This is a genomic window from Pseudooctadecabacter jejudonensis, from assembly GCF_900172275.1.
Classification (GTDB): Bacteria; Pseudomonadota; Alphaproteobacteria; order Rhodobacterales; family Rhodobacteraceae; genus Octadecabacter; species Octadecabacter jejudonensis.
In genome coordinates this window covers 582,384-608,675 of the sequence record NZ_FWFT01000001.1, presented here as the reverse complement: position 1 = coordinate 608,675, position 26,292 = coordinate 582,384, and the positions used below count along the sequence as shown (strand labels likewise).

The 26,292-nt window shown below is 63.0% G+C and carries 22 protein-coding genes; 8 read left to right on the top strand and 14 right to left on the bottom strand.

Annotated features, from left to right (window positions below):
• Positions 1 to 68: 68 nt before the first annotated feature.
• Positions 69 to 893, top strand: a complete 825-nt coding sequence (locus PSJ8397_RS02885) for a DMT family transporter (RefSeq protein WP_085863041.1) — start codon at positions 69 to 71, stop codon at positions 891 to 893.
• Between the two features lie 53 nt (positions 894 to 946).
• Here the strand turns inward: PSJ8397_RS02885 and PSJ8397_RS02880 are convergent, their stop codons facing one another.
• The 3 genes from PSJ8397_RS02880 to PSJ8397_RS02870 are packed head-to-tail and all read right to left on the bottom strand — an operon-like array spanning position 947 to position 2,227.
• On the bottom strand, positions 947 to 1,432 hold the full coding sequence (locus PSJ8397_RS02880) for a transglycosylase SLT domain-containing protein (RefSeq protein ID WP_085863040.1): 486 nt from the start codon (positions 1,430 to 1,432) through the stop codon (positions 947 to 949).
• Positions 1,433 to 1,467: 35 nt separating this feature from the next.
• Positions 1,468 to 1,863 carry a DUF4112 domain-containing protein gene (locus tag PSJ8397_RS02875; protein ID WP_085863039.1) on the bottom strand — a complete coding sequence of 132 codons (396 nt, stop codon included), beginning with the start codon at positions 1,861 to 1,863 and terminating at the stop codon, positions 1,468 to 1,470.
• 40 nt (positions 1,864 to 1,903) lie between these two features.
• Positions 1,904 to 2,227 carry a TfoX/Sxy family DNA transformation protein gene (locus PSJ8397_RS02870; RefSeq protein WP_085863038.1) on the bottom strand — a complete coding sequence of 108 codons (324 nt, stop codon included), beginning with the start codon at positions 2,225 to 2,227 and terminating at the stop codon, positions 1,904 to 1,906.
• Positions 2,228 to 2,814: 587 nt separating this feature from the next.
• On the opposite strand from PSJ8397_RS02870, the gene PSJ8397_RS02865 reads away from it, so the two are divergent.
• Entirely contained in the window at positions 2,815 to 4,056 is a 1,242-nt protein-coding gene (locus PSJ8397_RS02865) for an OmpA family protein (RefSeq protein ID WP_085863037.1), read from the top strand.
• Between the two features lie 72 nt (positions 4,057 to 4,128).
• Here PSJ8397_RS02865 and PSJ8397_RS02860 read toward each other — a convergent pair whose 3' ends face one another.
• From PSJ8397_RS02860 to PSJ8397_RS02825, 8 genes are all read right to left on the bottom strand, one after another.
• A complete protein-coding gene (locus PSJ8397_RS02860) occupies positions 4,129 to 5,460 on the bottom strand; it encodes a CoA transferase (RefSeq protein ID WP_085863036.1) in 1,332 nt (443 codons plus the stop codon).
• Positions 5,461 to 5,501: 41 nt separating this feature from the next.
• Positions 5,502 to 6,887: a TRAP transporter large permease gene (locus PSJ8397_RS02855; RefSeq protein ID WP_085863035.1), complete on the bottom strand. Its 1,386-nt coding sequence runs from the start codon at positions 6,885 to 6,887 to the stop codon at positions 5,502 to 5,504.
• The gene (locus PSJ8397_RS02850; RefSeq protein WP_085863034.1) at positions 6,877 to 7,377 is read right to left on the bottom strand and encodes a TRAP transporter small permease subunit; all 501 of its coding nucleotides are present in this window, start codon (positions 7,375 to 7,377) and stop codon (positions 6,877 to 6,879) included. The genes PSJ8397_RS02855 and PSJ8397_RS02850 overlap by 11 nt, the downstream gene beginning before the upstream one ends.
• A 9-nt stretch (positions 7,378 to 7,386) precedes the next feature.
• Positions 7,387 to 8,412: a TRAP transporter substrate-binding protein gene (locus PSJ8397_RS02845; protein WP_085863033.1), complete on the bottom strand. Its 1,026-nt coding sequence runs from the start codon at positions 8,410 to 8,412 to the stop codon at positions 7,387 to 7,389.
• A 145-nt stretch (positions 8,413 to 8,557) separates the two neighbouring features.
• Positions 8,558 to 9,112, bottom strand: coding sequence for a PqiC family protein (locus tag PSJ8397_RS02840; protein ID WP_085863032.1), 555 nt, complete (start codon positions 9,110 to 9,112; stop codon positions 8,558 to 8,560).
• A 2-nt stretch (positions 9,113 to 9,114) separates the two neighbouring features.
• A complete protein-coding gene (locus tag PSJ8397_RS02835; protein WP_085863031.1) occupies positions 9,115 to 11,478 on the bottom strand; it encodes an MlaD family protein in 2,364 nt (787 codons plus the stop codon).
• Positions 11,475 to 12,191, bottom strand: coding sequence for a paraquat-inducible protein A (locus tag PSJ8397_RS02830; protein WP_235000548.1), 717 nt, complete (start codon positions 12,189 to 12,191; stop codon positions 11,475 to 11,477). Before PSJ8397_RS02830 ends, PSJ8397_RS02835 begins: the two co-directional genes overlap by 4 nt.
• Positions 12,152 to 12,775 (bottom strand): paraquat-inducible protein A, encoded by a 624-nt coding sequence (locus tag PSJ8397_RS02825; RefSeq protein WP_085863029.1) that lies wholly within the window; start codon positions 12,773 to 12,775, stop codon positions 12,152 to 12,154. Before PSJ8397_RS02825 ends, PSJ8397_RS02830 begins: the two co-directional genes overlap by 40 nt.
• Before the next feature lie 98 nt (positions 12,776 to 12,873).
• Between PSJ8397_RS02825 and PSJ8397_RS02820 the strand changes: the two genes are divergently transcribed.
• From PSJ8397_RS02820 to PSJ8397_RS02795, 6 genes are all read left to right on the top strand, one after another.
• Positions 12,874 to 13,764 carry a LysR family transcriptional regulator gene (locus PSJ8397_RS02820; RefSeq protein WP_085863028.1) on the top strand — a complete coding sequence of 297 codons (891 nt, stop codon included), beginning with the start codon at positions 12,874 to 12,876 and terminating at the stop codon, positions 13,762 to 13,764.
• A 93-nt stretch (positions 13,765 to 13,857) separates the two neighbouring features.
• Positions 13,858 to 14,325, top strand: coding sequence for a formate dehydrogenase subunit gamma (locus PSJ8397_RS02815; RefSeq protein WP_085863027.1), 468 nt, complete (start codon positions 13,858 to 13,860; stop codon positions 14,323 to 14,325).
• Entirely contained in the window at positions 14,322 to 15,839 is a 1,518-nt protein-coding gene (locus PSJ8397_RS02810) for a formate dehydrogenase beta subunit (RefSeq protein WP_085863026.1), read from the top strand. Before PSJ8397_RS02815 ends, PSJ8397_RS02810 begins: the two co-directional genes overlap by 4 nt.
• A gap of 94 nt (positions 15,840 to 15,933) precedes the next feature.
• The gene (gene fdhF, locus PSJ8397_RS02805; RefSeq protein ID WP_085863025.1) at positions 15,934 to 18,846 is read left to right on the top strand and encodes a formate dehydrogenase subunit alpha; all 2,913 of its coding nucleotides are present in this window, start codon (positions 15,934 to 15,936) and stop codon (positions 18,844 to 18,846) included.
• On the top strand, positions 18,843 to 19,649 hold the full coding sequence (gene fdhD, locus PSJ8397_RS02800) for a formate dehydrogenase accessory sulfurtransferase FdhD (RefSeq protein ID WP_085863024.1): 807 nt from the start codon (positions 18,843 to 18,845) through the stop codon (positions 19,647 to 19,649). The genes fdhF and fdhD overlap by 4 nt, the downstream gene beginning before the upstream one ends.
• Positions 19,639 to 19,848, top strand: a complete 210-nt coding sequence (locus tag PSJ8397_RS02795) for a formate dehydrogenase subunit delta (protein WP_085863023.1) — start codon at positions 19,639 to 19,641, stop codon at positions 19,846 to 19,848. The genes fdhD and PSJ8397_RS02795 overlap by 11 nt, the downstream gene beginning before the upstream one ends.
• Positions 19,849 to 19,957: 109 nt before the next feature.
• Here PSJ8397_RS02795 and PSJ8397_RS02790 read toward each other — a convergent pair whose 3' ends face one another.
• The 3 genes from PSJ8397_RS02790 to PSJ8397_RS02780 form a co-directional block, all read right to left on the bottom strand.
• Positions 19,958 to 23,320 (bottom strand): error-prone DNA polymerase, encoded by a 3,363-nt coding sequence (locus tag PSJ8397_RS02790; protein WP_085863022.1) that lies wholly within the window; start codon positions 23,318 to 23,320, stop codon positions 19,958 to 19,960.
• Positions 23,321 to 23,482: 162 nt separating this feature from the next.
• On the bottom strand, positions 23,483 to 25,387 hold the full coding sequence (locus PSJ8397_RS02785; protein ID WP_306372132.1) for a Y-family DNA polymerase: 1,905 nt from the start codon (positions 25,385 to 25,387) through the stop codon (positions 23,483 to 23,485).
• Positions 25,388 to 25,453: 66 nt separating this feature from the next.
• Positions 25,454 to 26,146 carry an ImuA family protein gene (locus PSJ8397_RS02780; RefSeq protein ID WP_085863021.1) on the bottom strand — a complete coding sequence of 231 codons (693 nt, stop codon included), beginning with the start codon at positions 26,144 to 26,146 and terminating at the stop codon, positions 25,454 to 25,456.
• Between the last annotated feature and the right edge of the window lie 146 nt (positions 26,147 to 26,292).

Below are 26,292 nucleotides of genomic sequence, written 5' to 3'. Positions count from 1 at the left end.
ATTAGCGTTTGAAGTCAGGGCCCCGTCGGAGAGATCCGGCGGGGCCTTTGTTTTGAAAGGCCACCCCGATGACCCTGTTTTTGCTGATTACGTTGGTGATGGTCAATTTCGCGGCCAATTCGGTGCTGAGCCGTGCGGGCATTGACGTCTTTGGCATGGATCCGGTGTTGTTTTCGGGGCTGCGGTTGGCCAGCGGTGCGGCGATGCTGGCGCTTTTGGTCAGCCTGCGCGGGGCTGTCTGGCCGGTGCTGGACCGCGCGCGGATGACGTCAGCGGGGGCGCTGTTGGTCTATCTGGTGCCGTTCTCGGTGGCGTATCTGACATTGCCGTCGGGGGTGGGAGCTCTCATTTTGTTTGGGGTCGTGCAGGTGACGATGTTTGCGGGATCGGCCTTGTCTGGGGTGGCCCCGACGCCGCGTCAGCTGGTTGGCATGGCGCTGGCAATGGCAGGGCTGGCGTGGGTGTTGTGGCCGTCCGAGGCGCTGGCGCTGGACCCTGTCGGCTGCGCGTTCATGGTGCTGTCGGGCATAGGCTGGGGCGTGTTTTCCCTGCGCGGACGCGGATCGCGGGACCCCCTTGGCGATATGGCGTGGAGCTTTGTTTTATTGGCCCCCGTCGCGGCCCTGTTGATGGTCTTGGGGGCCGGATGGTCCCTGTGGGGCGTGGGGGTTGCGGTGGTCTGCGGCGCGGTGACCAGTGGGCTGGGCTATGCGCTGTGGTACCGTGTGCTGCCACAGATCGCGGCCACCACCGGCGCCGTCGCACAGTTAAGCGTGCCGGTCATCGCCTTGGTCGCAGGTGCCTTGGTTCTGGGGGAGGTTATCACAGTGCAGATTGTCATCGCGGGGGCCGTGGTGCTGGGCGGGATCGCGGTTGCGGTGCTGAAACGCTAGGCACCGAACACCATGCTGGCAGTTGCAGTGCCCGCTAGCAGTCGCACTGCTCGCTAGCAGTCGCGGCGGACTTCGCGGGTGCGCAGGCCGGTCTCAATCAACATGCAGCGGTCGCGGGCCTCATAATAATAGCCGCGGGCGTACCACATGACAGCCGTCTGGATGTCGCCATCTGACAGCAGCCACGCGCCCCGCAAATAGCGGCCCGCGTAGATCAGGCTGGTTTCGGCATCCAAAAGGTCCGCAGGCTGACCTGTAAAACCCATGCCGCGCGCGGTTTCGGGCAGGATCTGCATCACCCCCCAATAGGGGCCGTTGCGCGCGTCCGCGCGGTAGTCGCTTTCGCGTTGGATGACCGCATGCAGCAGGTCTTCGGGGATGTCGTGGATGGCGGCGTATTTCACGATCAGCGCGCGCATTTGCGGTGTCTCGCCGGGATAAAGGGCGACCGGCGCAGGCGCGGGCGGGGCCTGAGGCGCTGTGGCACAGGCGGCGAGTGTCAGGATGAGGGGCAGGATAAGGGGCTGGGCGAGGCGCATGGGCGATCCGAGACGACAGGGGGGCGCCGATACGTCTAACGGGGGCTTGGGTCTTTCGGAAGGGCGGGGGCCGCGTTGGGCGGAAGCCTGCCTGTCGCTTCAAGATGCTGACGGATCAAGGCCACATTGCGCAGTTTGCTTTTATAGCCGATGTCGAAGATGTCACCGACCAGAGGGATGGACCCGATCAGCCAGTCGATGCCGATATTGGCCAACATCCGCCCCTTGGTGGTGCTGGGCACGCCGGCGCGGTGGCCTTGTTGGTAGATATAGATCGACGGGGCCAGCGCCAGCGCATCGCCCACCACCGGCACCAGACCAAGGACCGCATCAAGCCCCACATCGATGGTGGTGCCCGGCACGCGAAACAGCGCGTCCATGCGGGTGGCCAACCGTTCCAGTTGTTCAATGTCGATGTCGTTTTCGGTCATATGGCCCAACCTGCGGCGCGCCAGCGGGTTCCGTGCGATGTCATTTCTGAACCAGCCCGATTTCATCCATGAACGCATCAAGTTCGGATTTTTCGGTGTTGAAGTGGCGGGCTTTCAGGGCATCAAAACTGCGGCGCAGGGCCTTCTTTTCCTCCCCCTTGCAGTCATTCCACGGACGTCCCTGCAACCCCATGTGGATCACATAATAGCCTATGAAATGGGGACGGTGGCCATTTTCCAGAAGGCGGGCATAGGCGGCGTCCGCGCCCATTTCAGCCAGGTGTTCGGCGGTCATGATGCCCACGGCATTGAACGCCTCCTGCATGGCAGGGCCGAGGTTGCGGATGGTCGAAATCTCACTCATGCCCCAAGGGTACTAAGATCTCGAAAAAAGCGCCAGAGGACGGGCGAGCAGGGTGCGCGACGCCGCGTCCCCCAGCGGTAGGTCCCGCCGCCTTGAGGGGGAGGGGAAGGCGGCGGGGGCGTTAACGGGGGTGGCGCCTAAATGCTGGCGAAATCTTTGAAGACCACCGGTTTGGGCGTGGTTGGCGCGCGCTTGGTGCCACCTTTGGGGGGGGCTGGTTTTGCGGGCGTGGATGGGGTCGGTTGGGTCGGCATTTCACCGCTCCTTTGTTGCTGCCAGTACACTGCCTTGGCCCTGTTTTTTGGGCCTTATGGACAGGCAAACAGCGCTGTGTGGTCAAAAGCGGGCGCAAATGTGGCGCAAATATGGCGGGGCCAAAGTCGCTGCGGTTTTGCAACAATCTGCCGATCCGCCGTGCAGGACCATGTGTGTAAATATGGGACAAATCTGTGGATAACTTCGAAAATCTTGATGTTCAGACTAGCCTGAACACAAGATATCATGCCAAAGTCCAGATATAGGCCGCATAAGCTGCACCGTGGCCGAAAAGCCGCGTAAGCGGCCCGAGACAGAACTTTGGGGGAAAAATGAGCACTTTTATGAAGCATTTGCCATGGGTCGCACCGACCGTGGCGATTCTTGCCGTCGGGTCCGGTTTTCTGGACCGGATCAACATTTCATTTGACGGGGATCAGGACACAGCCGCGCAAGTGGCGCCTGTCGCACCGACTGAAAACTCGGCTGCTGCCGCTTTGGCCGCTGTTGAAACGACACCGGCGGTCCAACCTGCCGCGCAGCCCTTGGCCCAACCTGTAACTGCGCCGGAAAACGTGGCCCAACAGCTGGCCGCGCTTTTGGATCAAAGCAATGCAGGGCTGGAGGGAACCGAAGAGGTGTCTGTGTCGCGCAACATTGGCTTTGCGGTGAACACAGGGCAGGAAACGCAGGCGGTGCCAGAGGTTGCGGCCCCCGCTGCGGCACCCCAAGCCCAGCCTCAGGCCCAGCCACTGGGCGCGGATTTCTTCAATTCAGCACAGGCCAATCTGGCCCGCGACAGGCAGTGCATTGATGATTTGAAATCGCTCTCTTCGCAAATGCGCGTCTATTTCCCCTCCGGTGGGATCACGGCAGAGGCAGGCGGCATCGAACAGGCCCGTTTGCTGGGGGTTTTGGCCCAGCAGTGCCCTGGCGTGACCATCCAGGTCGAGGGCCACTCCGATCCGTCGGGCAATCCCGCGGTCAACCAACGTCTGAGCCTGGAACGGGCCGAGGTTGTTGTCGCCCGCATCGCCAGCGCGGGCATTGATCCGGCGCTGTTCACCGCTGTGGGTCGTGGGGACGGGACGCCGTCGTTGGTCAGCGGGCCGCAGCCGCGGTCCTATTATGATCGCCGCGTGGAATTCTCGGTGATCGAGACCGTGCAGCAGGCCAGCTTTACCACGCCGTCCTTCACCACGCCGGGCACCAATTTCCGTGTGGCCGCCTGCGTGTCGCAACTGCAGGCCGCTGTGCAGGGCACGTCGATTGAATATGCACCGCGCGCGTTGACAATCGGCAATGGCGATCTGGCCTTGGCCACCCGTCTGGCGTCCATCGCATCCAACTGCCCCGAGGCGCGTTTGCGCATCGTGGGTCTGTTCAACGACGACCCACGCGCGGCTGAAGACACATCGGTCGGCCGTCTGCGGGCTGTCGTGCTGATGACCCGTCTGGTCAATGAGGGCTTCCCGGCGGATCAGCTGATCATCGGCGCCCCGTCCGAGCCGCGCCCCGTCGCAGGCAAAAGCAACAGCCGCGTTGATTTCGATGTGATCCTCGAAGACATTTGATCTGGCACAACGACTTGCGGAACGCCTGGGCCTTTGGCCCGGGCGTTTTGCGTTTTGGGGGGAGGGCCGGTGTCAGGGGGCCCAAGTGGCGCGATGTCGGCGCAGCGGGCCTGCGGGATGCGGCCAATGGGCCTGCGTGACACCTGTCACGATGGGAAAGTGAATGCGTTGCGCCGTGCCCCAAACGGTGGTTTCGATCGTGGGCGAAAGGTCCTGTGCGGTCTCTTCCAGCGCCTCACCTGCGTAAGGTCGCGTGCCGCCTGAGGCCAGCAGATGCGCCACCCGCGCCAAGGACAGCCGCGCAGAGGTGCAGGTGCCAGTGGCGCCCCGCAACCTCAGGGCCCGCAGCACGCACGCCGCGATCAGATACCCCGTGCCGTGATCCAAGGCCTGCACGGGCAGGGGGCGGGGGGTGTTCGCGCCGGCGGTGATCATGCCGGTGTGGGCGATCCCGCTGCTCATCTGCACCAGGCTGTCGAACCCGCGCCGGTTGGCCCAAGGGCCGGTGTTGCCGTAGGCATTCAGGCTCACGTCTATCAAATGTGGGTTGAGGCGGCGCAGGGCGTCGCGGTTGTAGCCCATGCCTGCCAGCGCGTCGCGGCGGTAGCCGTGGACCATGACGTCAGCGCCACGTACCAGCGCCTCAAATGTGGCGCGGTCGTCAGGCTGTGTCAGGTCAAGACCAGCACAGCGTTTGCCCAATGTTACCTCAGGCACGACGCCTGGTTCGTCCCAGCTGGGCGGATCAATCCGCAGCACATCCGCGCCGAACCCCGCCAGAAGGCGCGTCGCAACGGGGCCCGCCAGCACACGGGTCAGATCGAGGATCTTGACGCCATGAAGCGCGACCGGGGCTGCGTCGGTGGCAGTGACGGTCCAATCCATCAAGGGCTCTGCTGCGACGGCCTTGCCTTGGGGATGGTGCGCCCAGTCTTCGGCGGGACGCATGGCCGCAGCACAGCCTTTGGCCGCCACCACTGCGGTTTCAAGGTCCTCTGCCGTCCAGTTTGCGACGATTTTCGCCACCGCTGCACGGTCAAGGTCGCAGCCCAGCACGGACAGCGCGGCGGCGCAGTGGTGGGGGGCGTTGGTGTGCAGGCGGATCCAGCCGTCTGCGGTGGCATAATCGCCCGCGATCGGATCCCACAGGTTGGGAAGCGTCCAGCCTTGCGGGCGGAGCGTCATATCAAACCACATCAGCGCGTGGCGGCGGTTGACGGATGCTGCGTCATCGCCCCTGAGGGCAGCAAGTTCGCCAGCCGCTGCGCTGACCGTGGCCACTGCAAAATCGGACGTGGCAAAGCAGGAGGGCAATTCGCCCGTGCCCGTTACAGCGACGGGCGGTGTTTCGGGCAACGCGGGGTCTGCGAAAAGGGCGGCGTTGATCTGCTCTGCAAAGGTCATCGGGGCAGGCTAGCGGTGCTGCGACGTGGCGTAAAGGATGGCTAGAGCAGGCGCGGAAGGGCGAGGCACAGGATGGGCAGGGCGAGGATAAGGGCCACGCGCGCCAGCTCAATCGCGAAGAAGGGTGCGACGCCTTTGAAGATCACGCCCAGCGGGGTGTGCGGTGAGAAGGATTTGATGACAAAGACATTGAGGCCCACGGGCGGTGTGATCAGCCCAAGTTCCACCACCACAAGGGCCAATATGCCGAACCAGATCCGAAGATCATCGGTGCTCATCCCGAAGGCCGCGCTGTCGGCGGGGACAAATTCGCCGCCGTTCAGGGCCACAAGAACTGGCCAGAAGAACGGCACGACCACAAGGATCATCGACAGGCTTTCCAGAAAACAGCCCAGGATGATCAGGATCACCAGCATCGCCATCAAGATCAGGAACGGATCGAGGGTCGAGGCTGCGGCCCAATCGGACAGGGCCGCGGGCAGGCCCGTGCGCGCAAAGAACCCTTTGAGGATGTCAGCGGAAAACAGGATGAAGTAGATCATCGAGGCCGTGTTTGCCGTGGCAAGCACAGCGCGTTTCAGGCGTGGCCACGTCAGCGCGCCATCGGCCCCGATCAGGCGCAGAACAACGCCATAGACCGCGATCAGAAAGACACCGATGGCGGCGGCAGGGGTGGGGGTGAACAGGCCAAGGCCGAGACCCGCGATGATGCTGCCAAAGATCAGGCCCACAGGGATCAGACGGCGGGTGGCCGTGCGGACCTCTGCGCGGGTCATTGGGGGGGCTGCGGGGGCCAGCGCCGGGGCGCGGGACACGCGGATGCGGATGACAATCAGGAACAGGGCCACGGCAAGGATGCCGGGGATCACGGCGGCCTGAAACATGTCGATGATGGGCGCCTCAACCACGATGGCATAGATCACCAGAGCGACGGAGGGCGGGATCAGGATGCCCAAGGTGCCGCCTGCGGCCAGCACGCCGGTGCTGAGGCCTTCGTTGTAGTTCAGCCGCCGCAACTCGGGCAGGGCGACGCGTGACATAGTGGAGGCCGTGGCGATAGAGCTGCCACTTACGGCGCCGAAGCCACCACAGGCCAGGATCGTGGCCATGGCGACCCCGCCACGAATGCGCCGTGTCAGCGCGCTGATGCCTTGGAACAGATCCCGGCTGAGGCCGGTTTCAGCGGCCAAAAATCCCATCAGAATAAACAGTGGAATGACAGACAGGTCATAATTGGCCACCGAATTCCACAGGGCGGTTTTGAATTGCAGCAGGTAGGGGCCGAATTTGATGAAGGGCGACGCAAGGCTAAGGGCAAAGGTGCCCACAACGCCCGTCAGCAGCATCGCCAACGCCACGGGGATGCGCAGCATGATCAGCACAAACAGGGCGGCCAGACCCCAGACGCCGATCAGCTCACGTTCCATCGCTGCGCCCCAAGGACACCAGCGCGGCCAGCGCCCAAAGCACGCAAGACACCACGGCAAACGGAATGAACACCCAGACAGGCCACCCCAGAACGGTTGTTTCAACGCGGTCTGCGCGGACTTCGAACGTCCCGAGGGTCAGCATGTAGGCCATGGCAAGCGCTATGGCCGCGATCAGCAGCGCGGACAGCACAGCCACCGCGCGGCTGGCCCAAGGCGGGGCATATTGCATGACCACATCAATGGCCGCATGGGCATGGTTCAGCTGGGCGTAAGGAAACATGGCCAGCCCTGCCACGCCCACAAACATGGTCACCGCGTCCTCATAGCCCGGCACGCCAGACACCGTACCGTCCCAACTGCGCGCCACGGCGTTGGCGGTAAAACCGGCAGCGTTCAGTGCGGTGGCCGCCACGATCAGGGCCAGCAGCACGCCGCCCATCAAGGCCCAGCCGGTGATGGCTGTGGTGAGGGCGGCCCTGACCGTCATTGCGCTGTGCTATTCGCCCGCGTTGGCGGCAATGGCGGCGCGGGCTTCGGCCAAAAGGGCCTCGGCATCGATACCGGCTTCTGTCGCCTCGGCGGTCCAGCGCGCTTCGACTTCGGCAAAGGGGGCGGCGAAGGCGGCCGTGGCCTCTGTGGACAGTTGGGTCACGCTGTTGCCTGCATCAATCGCACGCTGGATGCCCACAGGTTCGATGGCATTCCAAGCCTCACCCATGGCGATGGCAAAGGCTTCATCTGAGGCGTCATCGACGATCTTTTGCAGATCGGCAGGCAGGCTGTCGTAGCTGTTTTGGTTCATCGCAAAGAGGAAGGTGGCCGTGCCGAAACGCGCGCCATCGTGCAGTTCCACCGAAGCCGTTGTCAGGTCGGCCAATCCCAGGGGGATGGCGATTTCAAAAGGCACGAGGCCTGCATCAACTGTGCCACGGGACAGGGCCTGCGGGAGAGCGGGCACGGGCATGCCCACGGGCTCTGCGCCCAACGCCTCAACCATCCAAGCGCCGGTGCGCGAGGGGGAGCGGAGTTTGAGGCCCGCGAAATCATCAACGCTGGTGATATCGGCGCCATTCAGGTGCACGGCGTTGCCTGTGTGGACGTGAACCAGCAGCGGGTGGATGTCCTCAAAATCGGGGGCCAGCGTGTCCATCACATCCTGGATGGCCAGGTTTGTGGCCCGCGCATCGCCCTGATGGACGGAGGGCAGTTCAAAGACTTCGGTGCGCGGGAAGGTGCCGGGGGTGTAGCCCGGCACTGTCCAGATCACATCAGCCACCCCATCGCGGACCTGGCTGTACAGTTCTGGCGGGGCGCCGCCAAGCGACATGGCGGGGAAGATTTCAAAGGCAATGCGCCCGTCCGAGGCCTCTTCGATGGCGGCCGCCCAGGGTTCGATCATATCCGTATGGGTCAGCGATTGCGGGCTGAGGAAGTGGTGGATCGAGAAGGTGAACTCCTGCGCGTGGGCGGCAGAGGTGAGGGCGAGGGTGCTGAGGGCACCAGCAAGAATTGGTTTGAACATGAAAACGGTGGCCTTTGCAGTAACACGTTGACATGTTGGTAGCTGCTGGCGGCGCGATCCAAAAGGGCAAAAACGACATCTGACGGATCGGATCAGTCACGACGCTGCGCGACCCGCCCGCTGTCGCCGGGCGACCCGCGCAGGTTTATCGCAGACCGTCTTTGGCGATCAGTTCGGCCAGATCCAGCACCAACTGGCCACGGGCCGCGGCGATGGCTGCGGGGCCACCGGCCGGATCGTAGGGTACGGCCAGATCAAACAGGCCTGATCGGTCGCGGACCTCACGTTCGGTGCTGACGAAATACTGGCCTTGGGCCGTAAATGTACCGTTGGCGCGGGCCAGAAAGCTTTCGAACCGGACCTCAAGGATGGCTTCGGCAAAGCCTTCGAAGGGCCAGGGTTCAGACGCGACACGGGCGCGGGATAGCTGTGACAGGTGGCGGGTCAGTTCCAGACCCACGGCACGTTCGGGGCTGTCCGCCCAGCGGATATCGGCATCGGTCAGCAGCACACCGTTTGGGGCCTCAACAGCGATGACATCATCGGCAGCGTAGCTGGGCAGGGAGACATCGCGCACCTCAACCGTGGCGTAGGCGATGTTGATGCGGTCCGTGACAGCCGCCGTGGGCACCGAATAGAGGTCAGGTGTGCCACCACAGCCCGCCAGCACGGCCAAAGACAAGAGAGCAGATCGCAGCATGATTATCGTCCCCGAATGAGTGCGCTTGGGTTTCGTTCTATCGTACGGGCCAGCGATTCCAAGGCGTTGGCGGCATTTTGGATGTCGCGCAACGTTGACTCGACATCGCGGCTGAGGGTCTGGCCCTGATCGTAGCCCGCGATGGTCCGACCGGCCTGATCAAGGACAGCGCGCATCCGCGCCGCCAGAGCAGGCAGATCGGCGGTGGCCTGTTCCACGGCACCGGCGGCATCGCGCGCGGACCCCAGGGTTGCGTTCAGGTTGGCGACGGCCCCGCCTTGGCGCAGCTCCTGCAGTGTGGCGTTGACCTCAGCCAAAGCGGCGGAGAGGTCGGCGGGCAGGGCGCGGGCAGCGTCGCTGTCCACCAGCGCGGTTGTCGCCTCGGCCAATTCGGTCAGTTCCAGGGTCAGGTCCTCAAGCGGGAGGTTCCGCGCCTTGGTTGCCACGGCCTCAAGCTGTTCGACAAGTGCGGGCAGCCCTTCGGCGGAGGCCGTGACGGTCGCGGCGGCCTCTTGCGTGGATACGAGGGCTGCATTGAGGTTCTCGACGGTGCCGCCGGCGCGCAGATCGCGCAGCGCTGCCTCAACCTCACCCAAGGCGCCGCCAAGGATGCCGGGCAGTTCCTGCGCGCCGTCCCCCTCAAGCAGGGTGGCGGTGGCTGTCGCGACATCCGTAATCTCGGCGGTCAACGCCTCAAGCGGGAGGGCCTCGGCCTTGGTGGCAAGGGCCGTGATCTGATCAATCAGGTCCGGCAGCCCGTTTGTCTGGGTGGTGAGCGTGGTGGCGGCGGTGCTGGTGGCGTCCAATGCGTCCGCCAGTCGCGCGGCCAGTTCTGCGGTTTCCACATCCACCAGCAGCTGTTCGAATTGTGTGACGGCGGAATTCAGTGTGACGAGCAGCGTCTGCGCCTCATCCGAGCCGACGACACCATTGATGTTGCCCACCAGCGCGCGGATGTCGGCGGGTGTTTGTTGCAAGTCTTCGTTGCCGACAAGGGCCTCGGCGCTGTTAAGAAAATCGATGGCACTGGTCAGCAGTTCTTCGATCGGCAACTCATTGACGCGGTTCAGCACCCCTTCGATGGAGGCCGCGGCATCCGATACATCGCTTTCGATGGTGGGCAGGATAGGCAGACCACCGATGGACATCTCCATTTCGGCGGGATCCGCGTCATCCACCTGCACCAGAACGATTTTCAGCCCGCCCGTCAGCAAAGAGGCATTGGCCAGCTGCGCGCGCAATCCGTTCTGAATGCGACGTTCCAGAAAGTTTTTCGCGGCCTCGGGCGTGACTTCATCGGGCAGGCCGAGGCGCGCGGGTTGAATGGCCAAAAGCACGTTAAGGCGCACACGGTCGTCGCCAAATTCTTCGCGGTTGATGGTGCCCAACACCGACTGGACCTTACCGATGTTCAGCCCGTTGATTTCCACGGGGGCGTCAACGGTCAAACCAGAGACGTTTTGTTCAAAGATCACCCGCACCTGCAAGGTTTCGACCTCTGCTTCGGTAAACAGGCTGTTGCGGGCTTCGTTTTCGCCGGGGTGGACCTCAAACACTTGACCGTCGTTGATCGGATCGCCGCCAGAGACGAAGGTGTCAAAGGTGACGCCACCGCCCAAAAGGGTCGCCACGGAGGAGAAATCAATCTCGGCCCCGCTGGGACCCACCGAAAAGCTGAAGCCGCTGATGTCCCAGAACCGTGTGGCGGATGAGATGAGGCGGTCGTGGGGTTCGTAGATCAGGGCCTCGGCCAGGGCGAAATTGCCATCGGCGGAGATACGCGCCTGACCGATGCGGCCCACTTCGATGCCGCGAAAGGTGATCGGGCTGTTGTCGGTCATGGAGCCGCCGGGTGGCGTGCGCAACACGATCTCAAGGCCGCCTTCGTCAGACCGGAACAGCGGTGCTGTGGGCAGACCGGAAAAGCGGTACACCGGCAAGCCCGGTTCATTGTCCCACGTCCCTTCGATGTAGACGCCTGACAGGACCGTATCGAGGCCGGTGACCCCTTGGGCAGTCAGTTCCGGCTGCACGATCCAGAAGCTGGCGGAGCTGTCCAGGTACGGCGCCACGGTTGTGTCAACACGCACCATGGCCTCCACCGCGCTCAGGTCGGGCGTGAATTTGACATCTTCGACCACGCCAACGGTCACATCGCGGTAACGCAGTTCGGTTTCGCGTTTGGCAATGCCTGCGCCGTCTTCGAAGGTGATCGTGATCAGCGGGCCGCGGTTGGCGTAGGTTTGCCATGCGACCCCCAGCGAAATCACAATCGCAATCAGGGGAATGATCCAGATCACGGAAACCCGTTGATACCACGAGCGGCGGGCCTCGGTGACCTGCAGAGGGGGCGGGGTGTCATTCATCGTGCGGGGGTCTCAATGATCGTTTCGGGGATCGTTTCGGGGATCGTTTGGGCGTGAGGCTCTGCATCGTCAGATGTCTCCGCGGCCTGTACATCCCAGATCAGACGGCTGTCAAAGGCCTGGGCGGACAGCATGGTGAAAATCACGGACAGGGCGAAGAACAGGCTGGCGATACCGGGGTTCACGGCGGCCAAGGTGTTGAGCTGCACCAGCGATGACATGATTGCGACCACAAAGATATCGATCATGGACCAGCGCCCGATGTATTCTACGACCTCATACAGCACGGTGCGCTGATGGGGCGACACGCGGCTGGGGCGTTGGACGGACAAGGCCAGAAAGGCGATGGCCATGAACTTGGCCACCGGAATGACGACGCTGGCAAACAGGATGATGGCGGCAATGCCCGGCGAGCCGTAGTGAAACAGCTCAACCGCGCCGCCGATGATCGTGTCTTCCTGCACCGTCAGAAGGGTGCGGGTGCTGAGCATGGGAAACAGGTTGGCAGGGATGTAGCACATGAACCCCACGATCCACAGCGCCCAGACCCGTTGCAGGCTGGTCAGATCACGCGATTGCAGGCTGTGGCCACAGCGCCCGCAGGCCTGTGCCTCGGCCGGCCAGACGCGGCTGCACCGCTGACAGGTCACCAGACCCATCTGGCGGGCGGATTTTATGCCTTCGATTTGTCCAGAGAGTTCCATACGGACCATCTACATAGGAATGTGTCCTGAAGGACAACGAGAAAGACGAGAACGGTGAACATCCAGAACGCGGGGCCGAATTGCACATCGGCCAGATCGGTGACTTTCACCAGCGCCACCGCACAGCCGATGGCAAAGATTTCCGCCATGGACCACGGGCGCAAGGCCTCTGACAGGCGGAAGGCGCGGGCGGCGCCCCGTGCAGGCGGGCGATCAAAGACCACGGGGATCAGCACATAGAGAGACAGCAGCACACGCAGCAGCGGAATAAAGATGATCAGGGCAGCGGTGGCCAGGGCCAGCAACACCAGGATGCCGTCTGAGAACGCAAGGGCGGCCTGCAGGATCGACACCGAATTGGAGAGACCGGCGGCGGAAATCGTCAGAAACGGAAAGACCGCGGCGGCCACAACCAGCACCGCGATGGTGATATTGAGCATGATGATCTGCATCCCCGCCTTGCTGCGCGGCGCAATCAGGCGGTGGCCACAGCGGGTGCAATTGGCCTGCTGGCCAGCCTGCGTTTGCGTCACCGAATAGACCGCATCGCATTGCGGACAGCCGATCAGGTGGTCTGTTGAGACATCAGTCATAAGGGTTGATAGCGCATTGCGTGAGGGGGGAACAGGTGCGGGTTGCGACGGCAGCCGCAGCAGGGTTTGATAGACGCTGTCTATGTAGGGGCGCAGATATGATCGACAAACTTGAAATGTTCATTGCGTTGGCGCGCGAAGAACACTTTGGCCGCGCGGCTGCCGCTCAAGGGGTGACGCAGCCCACCTTGTCGGCGGCGATCAAACAGCTTGAGGATCAGTTGGGTGTCATGCTCGTCTGGCGCGGGTCGCGCTATCGCGGGCTCACACCAGAAGGCCAGCGCGCGCTGGATTGGGCGCGCCGCATCGTGGGCGATACACGGTCGCTGCGTCAGGAAATGCGCGCCGCCCGCGAAGGCCTGTCGGGCGATATCCGGTTGGCGGTGATCCCCACGGCGCTGACTGTGGTGTCTGATCTGACCGCAGGGTTCACCGAAAAGCACCCCAATGTGCGATTCTCGGTCCAGTCCAAAACCTCCGCTGAGATTTTGGACATGCTGGAAAACCTCGAGATTGACGCTGGTCTGACCTATCTGGACAATGAGCCGCTGGGCCGCGTGACGACGGTGCCCATTTACGATGAACGCTATGTGTTGGTGGCGCGGGCGGATCATCCGTTGCTGTCGGGGCCGGTGCGCTGGGGCGATCTGGGCGATGTGCCGCTGTGCTTGCTGACGCCGGATATGCAGAACCGGAGGATCATCAACCAGCACCTGGCCGAAGCGGGGGTTGATGTAGACCCGCAGATTGAATCAACCTCCGTGGTTGTGCTGGTGTCCCATGTGTTGCGGTCCAACTGGGCCACGATCCTGCCTGTTCGCGCGGCTGAGATTTTTCTGGCGGGGTCTGAATTGGGGTCCGTGCCGCTGATCAAACCGGATGCGAGCCATACCGTGGGGCTTGTCGCCCCCCACCGAGAGCCGTTCACGCCTGTCTTAGCGGCCCTTTTGGCACGGGCGCGGGGCCTGTCTGAGATCGGGATCGCTTGATAGGAGTTGCCTATCAATAGACGAAAAATCGATATTGAAATGACGTGTAAAACGGGCGAATGAGGTCGGAGATATATCAAGGAGCGCGCGCCGATGGCCGACACCCAGACACACGAGACGATGCGCACCATTCTTGCGCGTCACAAAGGGCAAGAGGGGCCGCTTTTGCCGATCCTGCATTCGGTGCAGGCCGAGTTTGGGTTCATTCCGGGCGATGTGGTGCAGATCATTGCCGATGATCTGAACATCACCCGTGCCGAAGTGCATGGTGTCATTACGTTTTATCACGATTTTCGCGACGCGCCCGCGGGCAAACATATCGTCAAGATTTGCCGCGCTGAGGCCTGTCAGGCCGTGGGTGGGGCTGCGATTTCCGAACGCGCGTTTGAAAAGCTTGGCGTGGGCTGGCACGGCACCACGGCCAATGGGGCCGTGACGTTAGAGCCTGTCTATTGCCTCGGCCTGTGCGCCTGCGCGCCTGCCGCGATGGTGGATGACACCGTCGTGGGTCGTGTGGATGCGGACAAACTGGACAAACTGCTGGCGGAGGCGGGGGCATGAAGATTTATGTTCCAATGGACAGTGCTGCAAAGGCGTTGGGCTCGGATGACGTGGCGGCCACGATCCGCACCGAGGCTGCGACCCGTGGCCTTGATGTTGAGATCATCCGCAACGGCACGCGCGGCATGATATGGCTTGAGCCGCTGGTGGAGATTGAAACGGATCAGGGGCGCCTGGGCTACGGCGCGGTGGACGCGGCCGACGCGGGCGCATTGCTTGATGGGAAGCTGGCCTCTCTGGGGTTGGTGGACGAGCTGGACTGGATGAAGGCCCAGACGCGCCTGACGTTTCAGCGCTGCGGCGTGATCGACCCGCTGTCGTTGCAGGATTTTGAGGCCCATGGTGGTCTGGCCGGTTTGCGCCGTGCGATTGCGATGACACCGGCCGAGGTGGTGGAAGAGGTCACCACGTCCGGCCTGCGTGGCCGTGGTGGCGCTGGGTTCCCGACGGGCATCAAGTGGAACACGGTTCTTGGCGCGCAAGCGGACCAGAAATATATCGTCTGCAACGCCGATGAAGGTGACAGCGGCACCTTTGCGGACCGCATGATCATGGAGGGCGATCCCTTCACCCTGATCGAGGGCATGGCGATTGCCGGTTTGGCGGTCGAGGCCACGCGTGGCTATGTCTACCTGCGGTCCGAATACCCTGATGCGATTGCGGTGATGGAAGAGGCGGTGCGCATCGCGCGGGCCGCTGGTGTGTTGGGCGCGGATGTTCTGGGGTCTGGTCGCGCGTTCGACATGGAAATTCGCGTGGGTGCGGGCGCCTATGTTTGTGGCGAAGAAACGTCGCTTTTGAATTCGCTTGAAGGCAAGCGCGGCGTGGTGCGCGCCAAGCCGCCGCTGCCTGCGTTGGAAGGGTTTCTGGGCAAACCCACGGTTGTGAACAACGTGATCTCATTGGCTACGGTGCCTGTCATCCTTGAAAAGGGCGCGCAGTATTATGCGGATTTCGGCCTTGGTCGGTCGAAAGGCACGATCCCCATACAGATTGCGGGCAACGTCAAATACGGTGGCTTGTTCGAGACGGCATTCGGCATGCCGCTGGGCCAGCTTGTGGATGAGATCGCGGGTGGCACGCTCTCTGGGCGGCCGGTGAAGGCTGTGCAGGTGGGTGGTCCCTTGGGCGCCTACATGCCGCGTGGAAAGTTCGACACGCCGTTCGGGTATGAAGAGTTTGACGGGCAAGGCGGGCTGATTGGTCATGCCGGTCTGGTGGTTTTTGACGAAAGCGCCGACATGCGGGCTATGGCACGCTTTGCGATGGAATTCTGCGCGGTCGAAAGCTGCGGCAAGTGCACGCCATGTCGGATTGGCGCTGTGCGCGGGGTTGAAACGATCGACCGGATCGGGGAGGGGGATGCCTCTGCCATCCCGCTGTTGGAGGATCTGTGTGAAACCATGAAGGACGGCAGCCTATGTGCGCTGGGCGGATTTACACCCTATCCGGTCTTGTCGGCGTTGCAGGCGTTTCCAGAAGACTTTGCGGCGATCAAGGAGGCCGCGGAATGATGTTCGTATCGAATGGGCTGCGCCCCTCCGATCCGCTGGGGTTTCACCCCAGACCCCAGCATATTTTTGAAACAGCGAAGAATGGAGCGTTTCAATGAAAGATTTTATTCTGCCAACACGGCGGCCCAATGGTGACATTGATATGGGGACGCCTGCGTCAAAATCCGATGTGATGGTGACGCTGACGATTGATGGTTTTGATGTGACCGTGCCCGAAGGGACGAGCGTGATGCGGGCGTCCGCTGAGGCGGGCATTCAAGTGCCCAAGCTGTGTGCATCCGACAATCTGGAGGCCTTTGGGTCGTGCCGCTTGTGTGTGGTGGAGATTGAGGGCCGCCGCGGCACGCCCGCGTCCTGCACCACACCTGTGGCGGACGGCATGGTTGTGACGACGCAAAGCGCCAAGGTGAAGAAAATCCGCAAGGGTGTGATGGAGCTGTATATCTCTGATCACCCGTTGGATTGTCTGACCTGTGCGGCCAATGGCGATTGTGAGTTGCAGGATATGGCCGGCATGGTTGGCCTGCGCGATGTGCGGTATGAGGCGCCCAAGGCGGGCGGTTTGGCCAACCACTTTGAGGCCCGTAGCGACGCGGGTGCGCCCAATGCGCAGTTCATCCCCAAAGACGACAGCAACCCATATTTCACCTACGATCCGGCTAAGTGCATCGTGTGTTCGCGCTGCGTTCGGGCGTGCGAGGAAGTGCAGGGGACCTTTGCGCTGACCATCGAGGGCAGCGGGTTCAACAGCCGCGTGTCTGCCGGTGCGGTAGGTGATGATTTTCTGTCGTCCGATTGCGTGTCTTGCGGCGCCTGCGTGCAGGCCTGCCCGACAGCAACCTTGCAGGAAAAATCCGTGATTGAGATGGGCACGCCGGAACGGTCTGTCGTGACCACCTGCGCCTATTGCGGGGTGGGCTGTTCGTTCAAGGCGGAGCTGAATGGCGACGAATTGGTGCGCATGGTGCCCTATAAGCACGGCGAGGCGAACCGCGGCCACTCCTGCGTCAAGGGCCGCTTTGCATGGGGCTATGCCAACCATTCCGACCGCATCCTGAACCCGATGATCCGCGAGAAGGTGACGGACCCGTGGCAGGAAGTCAGCTGGGAGGAGGCGATCAGCTACACCGCCAAAAAGCTGCGCGATTTGCAGGCCAAACATGGCGTGAAATCCATCGGCGGCATCACATCGAGCCGCTGCACCAACGAAGAAACCTATCTGGTGCAAAAGATGATCCGCTCCACCTTTGGCAACAACAATACCGACACCTGCGCGCGGGTCTGTCATTCGCCTACGGGTTACGGGCTGAAGACGACGTTCGGAACCTCAGCTGGGACGCAAAACTTTGATTCCGTTGAGGAAACCGATGTTGTCATCATCATTGGCGCGAACCCCACCGATGGTCATCCGGTGTTCGCATCCCGTCTGAAAAAACGTCTGCGTCAGGGCGCGAAGCTGATCGTCATTGATCCGCGCCGCACGGATATCGTGCGCTCGGCGCATATCGAGGCGCAGCACCATCTGCCGCTGTTGCCGGGCACCAACGTGGCTGTTTTGTCCTCAATCGCCCATGTGATCGTGACAGAAGGCCTGATGGATGAGGCGTTTATTCGTGAGCGTTGCGATTGGGACGAGTTTGCGCATTATGCCGAATTCATCTCCGATCCACGGCATTCCCCGGAGGCGACCGCGATGCTCACCGGGGTGGACGCTGGCGAGTTGCGGGCGGCTGCACGGCTGTTTGCTACGGGCGGAAATGGGTCGATCTACTACGGTCTTGGCGTCACCGAACATTCCCAAGGGTCCACCACTGTGATGGCCATCGCGAACCTTGCGATGATGACCGGCAATCTGGGCCGCAACGGCGTGGGCGTGAACCCGCTGCGTGGGCAAAACAACGTGCAAGGGGCCTGCGATATGGGGTCCTTCCCCCATGAGCTGCCCGGCTACCGCCATGTCTCCGACGATGCCACGCGTGAGGTGTTTGAGGCGATCTGGGGCACCAAGGTTGATCCGGAACCGGGCCTGCGCATCCCCAACATGCTTGATGCCGCCGTCGATGGGACCTTCAAAGGCATCTACATTCAGGGCGAGGACATCCTGCAATCTGACCCCGACACCAAACACGTCAAGGCGGGTCTTGAGGCGATGGAGTGCGTCATCGTCCATGACCTGTTCTTGAATGAAACTGCCAACTACGCCCATGTGTTCCTGCCGGGCTCCACCTTCCTTGAGAAGGACGGCACGTTCACCAACGCCGAACGCCGCATCAACCGCGTGCGCAAGGTCATGGCGCCCAAGAACGGCTATGCGGATTGGGAAATCACCATGATGCTCGCCAATGCCATGGACAGCGGTTGGACCTACACGCACCCCAGCCAAATCATGGACGAGATCGCGGCCACTACGCCAGGCTTCGCCAATGTGAACTACGAGATGTTGGAGGTCCGCGGGTCCGTCCAGTGGCCCTGCAACGACGACAAGCCCGATGGCTCGCCCATCATGCACATTGACGGGTTTGCCCGTGGCAAAGGCCAGTTCATCATCACGGAATACGTTGCGACGGATGAGAAAACCGGCCCGCGTTTCCCTCTGCTGCTGACCACGGGGCGCATCCTGTCCCAGTACAACGTGGGCGCGCAGACGCGGCGGACGGAGAATACTGTCTGGCATGAAGAAGACCTGCTGGAGATTCACCCCCACGACGCCGAAGTGCGCGGGATCAGTGATGGCCAATATGTGCGCCTGGCGTCCCGCGCGGGTGAAACATCGCTGCGTGCGACGATCACCGATCGTGTGTCGCCCGGTGTGGTCTACACAACCTTCCACCATCCCGACACGCAGGCCAACGTCATCACCACCGACTTCTCCGACTGGGCCACAAACTGCCCCGAATATAAGGTGACGGCGGTGCAGGTGGCGCTGTCCAACGGCCCGTCCGAGTGGCAGGAAGACTACGCCGAGCAGGCCGAGCAATCGCGCCGTATCCTCCCGGCGGCCGAATGAACGGCGCGCGCGCAACCCCGGCTCATGTGGTGAGCAACGGGCGCGCGCGCGAGGCCAGCCGCGCCTTGCCCGAAGAGGTGCCCGTGGCGCTGGTCTACAACGGCACGACGCAGGCGGTGATGATGGCCACCCCCTGTGATCTCGAAGACTTTGGGCGCGGCTTCACCCGCACCGAAGGGCTGGGCGAAGTGGACAGTCTTGAGGTTGTCACCCACCCCAAAGGGATCGAAGTGCAAATGTGGCTGCCGGATGATCGCGCCGAAGCCCTGGCCGCGCGCAGACGGGCGATGGCCGGGCCTGTGGGGTGCGGGCTGTGCGGGATCGACAGCCTTGAGCAGGCGGAGAGGGATCTGCCACGCGTGACGCGTGATGTTGTCCTGACAGCGGCCCAGGTGGCCGAGGCCATGACCGCTTTGCGTGCAGGTCAGCATTTGCATGACCGGACCCGGGCCGTTCATGGGGCAGGGTTCTACCAGCCCGGCGTGGGCCTTGGGACCGTGCGCGAAGATGTGGGGCGGCACAACGCTCTCGACAAGATGATCGGTGCTGTGGGGGTGGCGGATGCGGGTGCTGCTGTCCTGACCTCACGGGTGTCGGTGGAGATGGTCCAGAAATGCGCCATGGCCGACATCCCTGTGATCCTGGCCGTGTCCGCGCCCACAACGCTTGCTGTCAAGACTGCCGAGGCAGCCAATATCACCCTCGCGGCCCTGGCCCGCGACCACACGTTTGAACTTTTCACCCATCCAAGCCGGATAGAGACCCTAACGACCCCAGCCAAGGACGCCCCTGATGTCGCCTGAAAAAATGACCCGCATGGCCAACCAGATCGCCACCTTTTTCGAAACCCAGCCCGATGATGACAAGGCAGGCCGTGTGGCCGCGCATCTGACCGAATTCTGGGAGCCCCGCATGCTCAGCCAATTGGCCGAACATCTGAATGCAGGCGGCGATGGTCTCAGCCCTTTGGCCAAAGACGGGGCCATCCGCGCCACGGCCTGACCCGCGCGCGCGTCTTCGCTGTTTCAAAAATATGCCGGGGGAGGCCCTTTGGGCCGGGGGCAGCGCCCCCATTCAACCCTCAAAAGGGCAGCGCTCTCTCCCAGTCACATCAATGAAAGTCGCGGCTCTTGGGAATGATCCGCACATCGCGGGGATGACGTGAGGATGGCGCAGGCAGCGGGCGGTTCACCTCATCCGCGTGGGCCATGGCCGTGGGCATCGCATCAGGGGATAGACGCAACAACGCGTCGGAGCGGTCCTCCAACCTCTCCGCCACCACATGGATGACATCCACGTCGCGCTGCACATAGCCGTGAATGACAATGAGCCGCGATTGCATGATAATCTTGCGATAGGCCTCCATCACCTTGGGCCAGATCACCAGATTGGCCACGCCGCATTCATCCTCAATCGTGATGAAACACACGCCCTTGGCCGATCCGGGCCGCTGGCGGATCAGCACCAGCCCCGCCAGAGACACCTTTTGCCAGCCGCGCATGTCTTTTAGCTGGGCGCAATCGCTGTAACCTTGTTGCCGCAACGACCCGCGCAAGAACGCCATGGGGTGTTTTTTCAGGCTCAACCGCAGGGTCTGGTAATCGGCCACCACCTGTTCACTGACCGGCATTTCGGGCAGGGCCACGGGCGCCTCTGTTCCTTCGTCGCGGGTGTCTTGGAACAGCGGCAAATCGGGCGCGTCGCGCAGGGCTTTGGCGTCCCACAGGGCCTGACGGCGATCCAGAAACAACGACCGCAGCGCGTCCGCCTCAGCCAGACGGCGCACGTGGGCGGCACTGAGCCCTGCGCGTGTCTGCAGGTCTTTCAGATCACGGTAGGGCATATCGCGGGCGGCGATCAGACGCGCGGCAGCGTCTTCGCGAAAGCCCGTGATCTGGCGGAGGCCCAACCGGATGGCGTAGCGTTTGTCGCGGGCTGTGGGGTTTGAGTTTTTCTGGTCAGATGAAGGGGGGGGACGGTGATACCCTGTCAACGGTTCCAGCGTGCTGTCCCAGTGGGAATAATTCACATCCGGCGGGCGGACCTCGACCCCGTGTTCGCGCGCATCGCGGACAAGTTGGGCGGGCGCGTAGAACCCCATGGGTTGGGAGTTCAGCAGGGCCGCGCAAAAGGCATCCGGGTAGTGGCATTTCAGCCAGCTGGACACATAGACCAGCAGCGCAAAGCTGGCCGCGTGGCTTTCGGGAAAGCCGTATTCACCGAAACCCTTGATCTGGTCAAAACAGCGCCGCGCGAAGTCTTCCTCGTAGCCGCGTTTGACCATCCGGCCCACCATTTTGTCCTGCAACAGCTCAATCGTGCCGCGGGAGCGGAAGGTGGCCATGGCCTTGCGCAGCTCATTCGCCTCTGCGGGGGAGAACTCGGCCGCCTCAATCGCGATCTTCATAGCTTGTTCCTGAAAGATCGGCACGCCCAAGGTGCGCCCCAGGATGTTTTTCAGCTCGGACGGGTCATGCGGGGCACCGGGGGCGGGATAGATCACCTGTTCCTCGCCGTTTCGCCGTCGCAGATAGGGGTGGACCATGTCGCCTTGGATGGGGCCGGGGCGCACGATGGCGACCTCAATCACCAGATCATAGAACCGGCGCGGGCGCATGCGGGGCAGCATGTTGATCTGGGCGCGGCTTTCCACTTGAAAAACGCCGATGCTGTCGCCTTTGCACAGCATATCGTAGACGCGAGGATCCTCAGCCGGGGTGGTGGCCAGGGTCAGGTCGCGCCCGTATTGCTTTGATATCATGTCAAAACATTTGCGGATGCAGGTCAGCATGCCCAATGCCAGAATGTCGACCTTGAGGATGCCAAGCGCGTCGATGTCGTCTTTGTCCCATTCGATGAACGTCCGGTCTGCCATGGCGCCATTTCCAATCGGCACCGTTTCCGTCAGCGGCCGTTCGGTCAGGATGAATCCCCCCACATGCTGGCTGAGGTGGCGCGGCATCCCGATCAGTTGACCCGCGAGCACAATGGTGCGTCGCAGCAGCGGGTCGGACATATCCAGCCCCGCCTCACGCGCATGTTCGCCGTCCACATCCTTGCCCCAGGACCCCCAGATGGTTTTGGCCAGCGCACCGGTCACATCCTCAGACAGCCCCATGACCTTGCCCACCTCACGAATGGCAGAGCGCGGGCGGTAGTGGATCACAGTTGCGCACAGCCCCGCACGGTCACGGCCATATTTGGTGTAGATGTGCTGGATGACCTCCTCACGTCGTTCGTGTTCGAAATCGACGTCAATGTCGGGCGGTTCCTTGCGTTCCTCACTGATGAAACGTTCAAACAACAGCTGGTGTTGGGCAGGATCCACCGCCGTAATGCCCAGCACATAGCACACGGCGGAATTGGCGGCAGACCCGCGCCCCTGGCACAGAATTTCGGGCTGGGCCTCATGGCGGGCAAAGTGGATGATGTCGTGGATGGTCAGAAAATAACGCGCAATATCAAGCTTTTGGATCATGGCCAGTTCCTTGGCCAGCACCGCCTTTGTGGCCTTGCTCACCCCTTCTGGATAGCGCCAGGCGGCGCCCTCCCAGGTCAGCTTTTCCAGATAGGCCTGGGGGGACATGTCGGCGGGGATGACTTCGCGGGGGTATTCGTAGGCGAGCTCCCCCAGATCGAAGGTGATGGCATCGGCCACAGCCCGGGTGGCCTTGATGGCATGGGGCCACTGGCGGAACAGGCGTTCCATCTCTGCGGGGGATTTGAGGTGGCGTTCGGCGTTGGGTTCCAAGCGGCTGCCGGCGTCGGTTAGGCTGCAGTGTTCGCGGATGCAGGTCATCACGTCCTGCAGGGGGCGCCGGTCGGGCGCATGATACAGGACATCATTGGTCGCCAGAAGACGCAGCCCATGATGGCGCGCCATGGCGTCCAGACGGTTGATGCGCAACGCATCATCGCCGCGGTAAAGGTAGGACGCCGCCAGATAGCGCAGCTGTGGCAGACGTTTGCACAGCCGCCCCAAGCGTCGCCCATAGGCCATTACATCTTCATCCGGTACGGCAATCAGGATCAGGCCTTCAGCGTGGGCCGCCAGATCATTCAACGTCAGATCACAGACGCCTTTGACTTGCCACTGTCCGTCCACGTCCTGCATCCGACCTTTTGAAATCAGGCGTGACAGGCGGCCATAGGCGGTGCGGTCTTTGGGGTAGGCCAAAAATACCTCGCCGCTGATCAATGCGACCCGCGCGCCAATCAGTGGGCGCAGCTGGGCTTTGCGCGCCTCCGCCCAGATCCGCACGACACCGGCCAGGGTGTTCAAATCCGCCACCGCCAAGACGTCATAACCTAGCGCCCACGCCTCCGCCGCCAGATCTACCGCATCGGACGCCCCGCGCAGAAAGGAAAAACAGCTAAAAACGCCAAGTTCCACGTAAGAAGCACGCGGATTGGGGGTAAAGGCTCCATCTTCAGGCAAGGTTCTGCGGGGATGGGCATGATCATTTTCAGGCATCCTCAGGCCCCCTAAACTTCCCGGCCCTTACGGCGCGCAGGCCTCGCTTCTTTGGGTCAAAAATACCTTTTCTCTTGACCGGCGCCGCGCAGCGGCGCCCCCCCGCCGTCCGCAGGACCCGCGCCAAAGGCGCATGTGCAACAGCCCCGACATCACACCAAATCACGCAAACAGCCCCTGCATGCACCAGCGCGGCGCGCCGCCACGCCCGTCCCCCACCACACCTTCACGGAACAGCCAGTACCGTTGTCCATGCTGATCCTCGATCCGGTAATAATCGCGCAGCCGCGTGCCGGGGCGGTCGGCCCACCATTCCGGCGCGATGCGTTCGGGCCCTTCGAACCGCACAACCTTGTGGGTTTGCCTGCGCCACATGAATTGCGCGGGCGGGCCTTCGGGGACGGCGTAAAGCACGCGGATGTCTTCGGGGGGCTGCAACAGGCGCAGGGGGCGGGGCTGGGCGTGGGTGGGCAGAGTGTCCGTGCCCTGCGCCATGGCCACCTGCCAGCCCTCGCGGCGTTCGGGGATGTGGCTGTCGCGGGGGGCGGGGCGCCGGATGCTGTCAGCCCCAAATTTGGCGGACAGCCGGTCGATCAGGCGGGCCAGCTCCGTGCCCTCGTCGCTGCCGCCTTCGATGCGGGTCTGGATGACCTCGACGTGTTCCACCACACTGGCCTCAAGCGTGATCAGATCGAAACCAAATCCGGGGTTCAAACGCTCCAGCTTGCCCTCAAAAAGCCGCAGGATATGCGCCGCGTCGCGGCTGGCTTGGGATGTGGCGACGCCGATGCGGTCCACCTCCCCATCGGTGCGGTAGACCGTCAACGTCACCCGCCGTGCGCCAAGCCCTGCGGCGTGCAGACCGGCGCACAGTTCCTGCGCCATGTCAGGCAGGTGCGGTTCAGGATCCATCACAGGTTCCGCCAGGCTGGATTGGACGCTGAATTCCGGCGGGTCATCGGGGCTTTGCAGAGGTTCGGCCAGCCGCCCCATCAGCTGATCCAGCCGCAACAGGGGATTGTGCGTCAGTTCGGCTTTCTGGAACCGGCGCGCCAGCGACAAGCGCGGCACATCGGCCAGCGCACCGATGGTTTTGAGGCCAAGACGTTTCAGCAAGAGTGCTGCATCCCCGTGCAGGCGCAGGGCGCGCACGGGCAGGGGGGCCGTCTTCGCGCACAGCTCATCCGGGGTGCAGACCTCTCGCACGCCGCCAAACCGCGACAACGCCCAGGCCGCCCCATGGGTTGGGGCGCAGGCCAGGTCGGTTTCCAGACCCAAGGTCGACAGCTTGCCTTCGATTTCACGCAGCATCGCGGCCTCGCCGCCCCACAGATGGTCCGATCCGGTGGTGTCCATGACCAGCCCTGCAGGCCCGTCCGTGGCCGACCACGGGCACCAGCGCCGCACCCAAAGCATCAGACGGTGCAAGGCCGCCCGATCGCCGCCCGTGTCGGCAAATTCCACCCGCAGATCGGGCACCAGCGCGCGCATGTCCACAACCCGCGCGCCGATCTGGATGCCCATCTGATCGGCGGCGCGGTTGGTGGCGTGGATGACGGGGCCGTGGGGGCCCTCGACCGCCAGCGCAACCGGCACCTCGGGCGGGGGGGCGTGGCCCATGCGGTCCATGTGCCATTGCCAGCGGTTCATGGAAAAGCGCGGGAAGTGCAGGGCCGTGATGCGGCGGGCCAGCGGGTCTTTGGGGTTTGGTGCGGGCGCATCGGACCCCGCATCTGTCGATGCGGACCCCGATGGGGAATGTGTGTTTGATGGAATTTTGGCGGACCCCATGCGCCAGCGCGGCTCCCCCACGGGGGTAAATGCCTCTTCTGGGACGGCATCGGGGGCGGGCAGATCCGTTACAGACAGATCCACCGCAGGTGGGGCCATGGCGTGCTGCAGGGCCGCGATGGCATGGGTCAGCAGATCGGCGGTCTGCTGGGGACGGGGATCCTTCGTTTGGGGATCAGCGGCGGGACCGGTGGGGGCCGCCTGTTTGGGCTGTGTGTCGCGCGTCGCGGGCTGGGGGGGAAAGGGCAGGACGGGCAGCTTGTCCTCCCCCCTCATCGCAGCGCGTGCCTGAGGTGTGGGATTTTGAGTTTTTTTGGCCAGATGAAGGGGGGGCGTGGTGCATCACGCATGGTGGGCCGCCTGGTCTGAGAGGTGGGTTTGTTGGCCTTCCACCCGGTGATCGAGACGCAGGCGGCCGTTCTCAGACCGTGCCACCCAATCGCCCGGTGTGCCCCAGCGCGAGCGGAACAGGTTGGCGTGCCACAGCGGTTGCCCCAGCGCGTGCAGATCGTCCGGGTTGGGCAGGGACGCCATCGACGACACGTGCCAGCGGGCGCGCGCTGCACTGAGGTTGGGGTGGGCTGCGCGGCGGATGAGCCAGGCGGGCACCGCATGCGCCTCAGCCCGCAGGGCGAGCCGTTTGGAGGCGGTGAAATCCAGCGCAGGCGGATCGCCCCAAACCTCAGCCACGACAGCGCCGAGGGTGGGGCAGCCCAGACCCTGTTCCATTGCCCAGAGCACATCGACGGGTTTGGACACATCGACACGCAGAATGTCGATGCCGTGGGGCAGGCCCGCCATGCAGATCACGCCCGCCTCTTTTCGCGACACCCTGTCCGAGATCCACAGCACCGGCCCGCGGGAGATATCGATTTGGGCCAGCATGAACCCCAGGGCTGCGGCATCGGTGGCCTTGGTGGCAAAGATTTCGCGCAAGGTGGGTTGGCTGTCGGCCTCGCCCTTGCGGCCAGCGGTGTCCGCCCGTTCCATCAACAGGTCGGTGGCGGATTTGGGCGGGGGCAAGGCGCTGCGCATCGGGTCCTCTTGGTTTGGGGGCTGATATTTGTTCTTCTTTTGTTCTAGTGCGTGCACCCTGCACGGTCAAGCGTTTAGGGCAGGGGGCGTGCCCAACAAAGGTCAGGGTTTCCCCGCTTGTTCGCCTGTATTGGCCCACATAGGAT

Excerpts from the sequence above, each read along its gene's own strand:
- PSJ8397_RS02815 (WP_085863027.1), top strand. The coding sequence starts at position 13,858 with ATGGCCGACACCCAGACACACGAGACGATGCGCACCATTCTTGCGCGT.
- PSJ8397_RS02825 (WP_085863029.1), bottom strand. The coding sequence starts at position 12,775 with ATGACTGATGTCTCAACAGACCACCTGATCGGCTGTCCGCAATGCGAT.
- PSJ8397_RS02870 (WP_085863038.1), bottom strand. The coding sequence starts at position 2,227 with ATGAGTGAGATTTCGACCATCCGCAACCTCGGCCCTGCCATGCAGGAG.
- PSJ8397_RS02865 (WP_085863037.1), top strand. The coding sequence starts at position 2,815 with ATGAGCACTTTTATGAAGCATTTGCCATGGGTCGCACCGACCGTGGCG.
- PSJ8397_RS02840 (WP_085863032.1), bottom strand. The coding sequence starts at position 9,112 with ATGCTGCGATCTGCTCTCTTGTCTTTGGCCGTGCTGGCGGGCTGTGGT.
- PSJ8397_RS02880 (WP_085863040.1), bottom strand. The coding sequence starts at position 1,432 with ATGCGCCTCGCCCAGCCCCTTATCCTGCCCCTCATCCTGACACTCGCC.
- PSJ8397_RS02830 (WP_235000548.1), bottom strand. The coding sequence starts at position 12,191 with ATGGTCCGTATGGAACTCTCTGGACAAATCGAAGGCATAAAATCCGCC.
- PSJ8397_RS02795 (WP_085863023.1), top strand. The coding sequence starts at position 19,639 with ATGTCGCCTGAAAAAATGACCCGCATGGCCAACCAGATCGCCACCTTT.
- PSJ8397_RS02885 (WP_085863041.1), top strand. The coding sequence starts at position 69 with ATGACCCTGTTTTTGCTGATTACGTTGGTGATGGTCAATTTCGCGGCC.
- PSJ8397_RS02850 (WP_085863034.1), bottom strand. The coding sequence starts at position 7,377 with ATGACGGTCAGGGCCGCCCTCACCACAGCCATCACCGGCTGGGCCTTG.
- PSJ8397_RS02835 (WP_085863031.1), bottom strand. The coding sequence starts at position 11,478 with ATGAATGACACCCCGCCCCCTCTGCAGGTCACCGAGGCCCGCCGCTCG.
- fdhD (WP_085863024.1), top strand. The coding sequence starts at position 18,843 with ATGAACGGCGCGCGCGCAACCCCGGCTCATGTGGTGAGCAACGGGCGC.
- PSJ8397_RS02810 (WP_085863026.1), top strand. The coding sequence starts at position 14,322 with ATGAAGATTTATGTTCCAATGGACAGTGCTGCAAAGGCGTTGGGCTCG.
- PSJ8397_RS02780 (WP_085863021.1), bottom strand. The coding sequence starts at position 26,146 with ATGCGCAGCGCCTTGCCCCCGCCCAAATCCGCCACCGACCTGTTGATG.
- PSJ8397_RS02875 (WP_085863039.1), bottom strand. The coding sequence starts at position 1,863 with ATGACCGAAAACGACATCGACATTGAACAACTGGAACGGTTGGCCACC.
- PSJ8397_RS02785 (WP_306372132.1), bottom strand. The coding sequence starts at position 25,387 with ATGAGGGGGGAGGACAAGCTGCCCGTCCTGCCCTTTCCCCCCCAGCCC.
- PSJ8397_RS02845 (WP_085863033.1), bottom strand. The coding sequence starts at position 8,412 with ATGTTCAAACCAATTCTTGCTGGTGCCCTCAGCACCCTCGCCCTCACC.
- PSJ8397_RS02820 (WP_085863028.1), top strand. The coding sequence starts at position 12,874 with ATGATCGACAAACTTGAAATGTTCATTGCGTTGGCGCGCGAAGAACAC.
- PSJ8397_RS02855 (WP_085863035.1), bottom strand. The coding sequence starts at position 6,887 with ATGGAACGTGAGCTGATCGGCGTCTGGGGTCTGGCCGCCCTGTTTGTG.
- fdhF (WP_085863025.1), top strand. The coding sequence starts at position 15,934 with ATGAAAGATTTTATTCTGCCAACACGGCGGCCCAATGGTGACATTGAT.
- PSJ8397_RS02860 (WP_085863036.1), bottom strand. The coding sequence starts at position 5,460 with ATGACCTTTGCAGAGCAGATCAACGCCGCCCTTTTCGCAGACCCCGCG.
- PSJ8397_RS02790 (WP_085863022.1), bottom strand. The coding sequence starts at position 23,320 with ATGCCTGAAAATGATCATGCCCATCCCCGCAGAACCTTGCCTGAAGAT.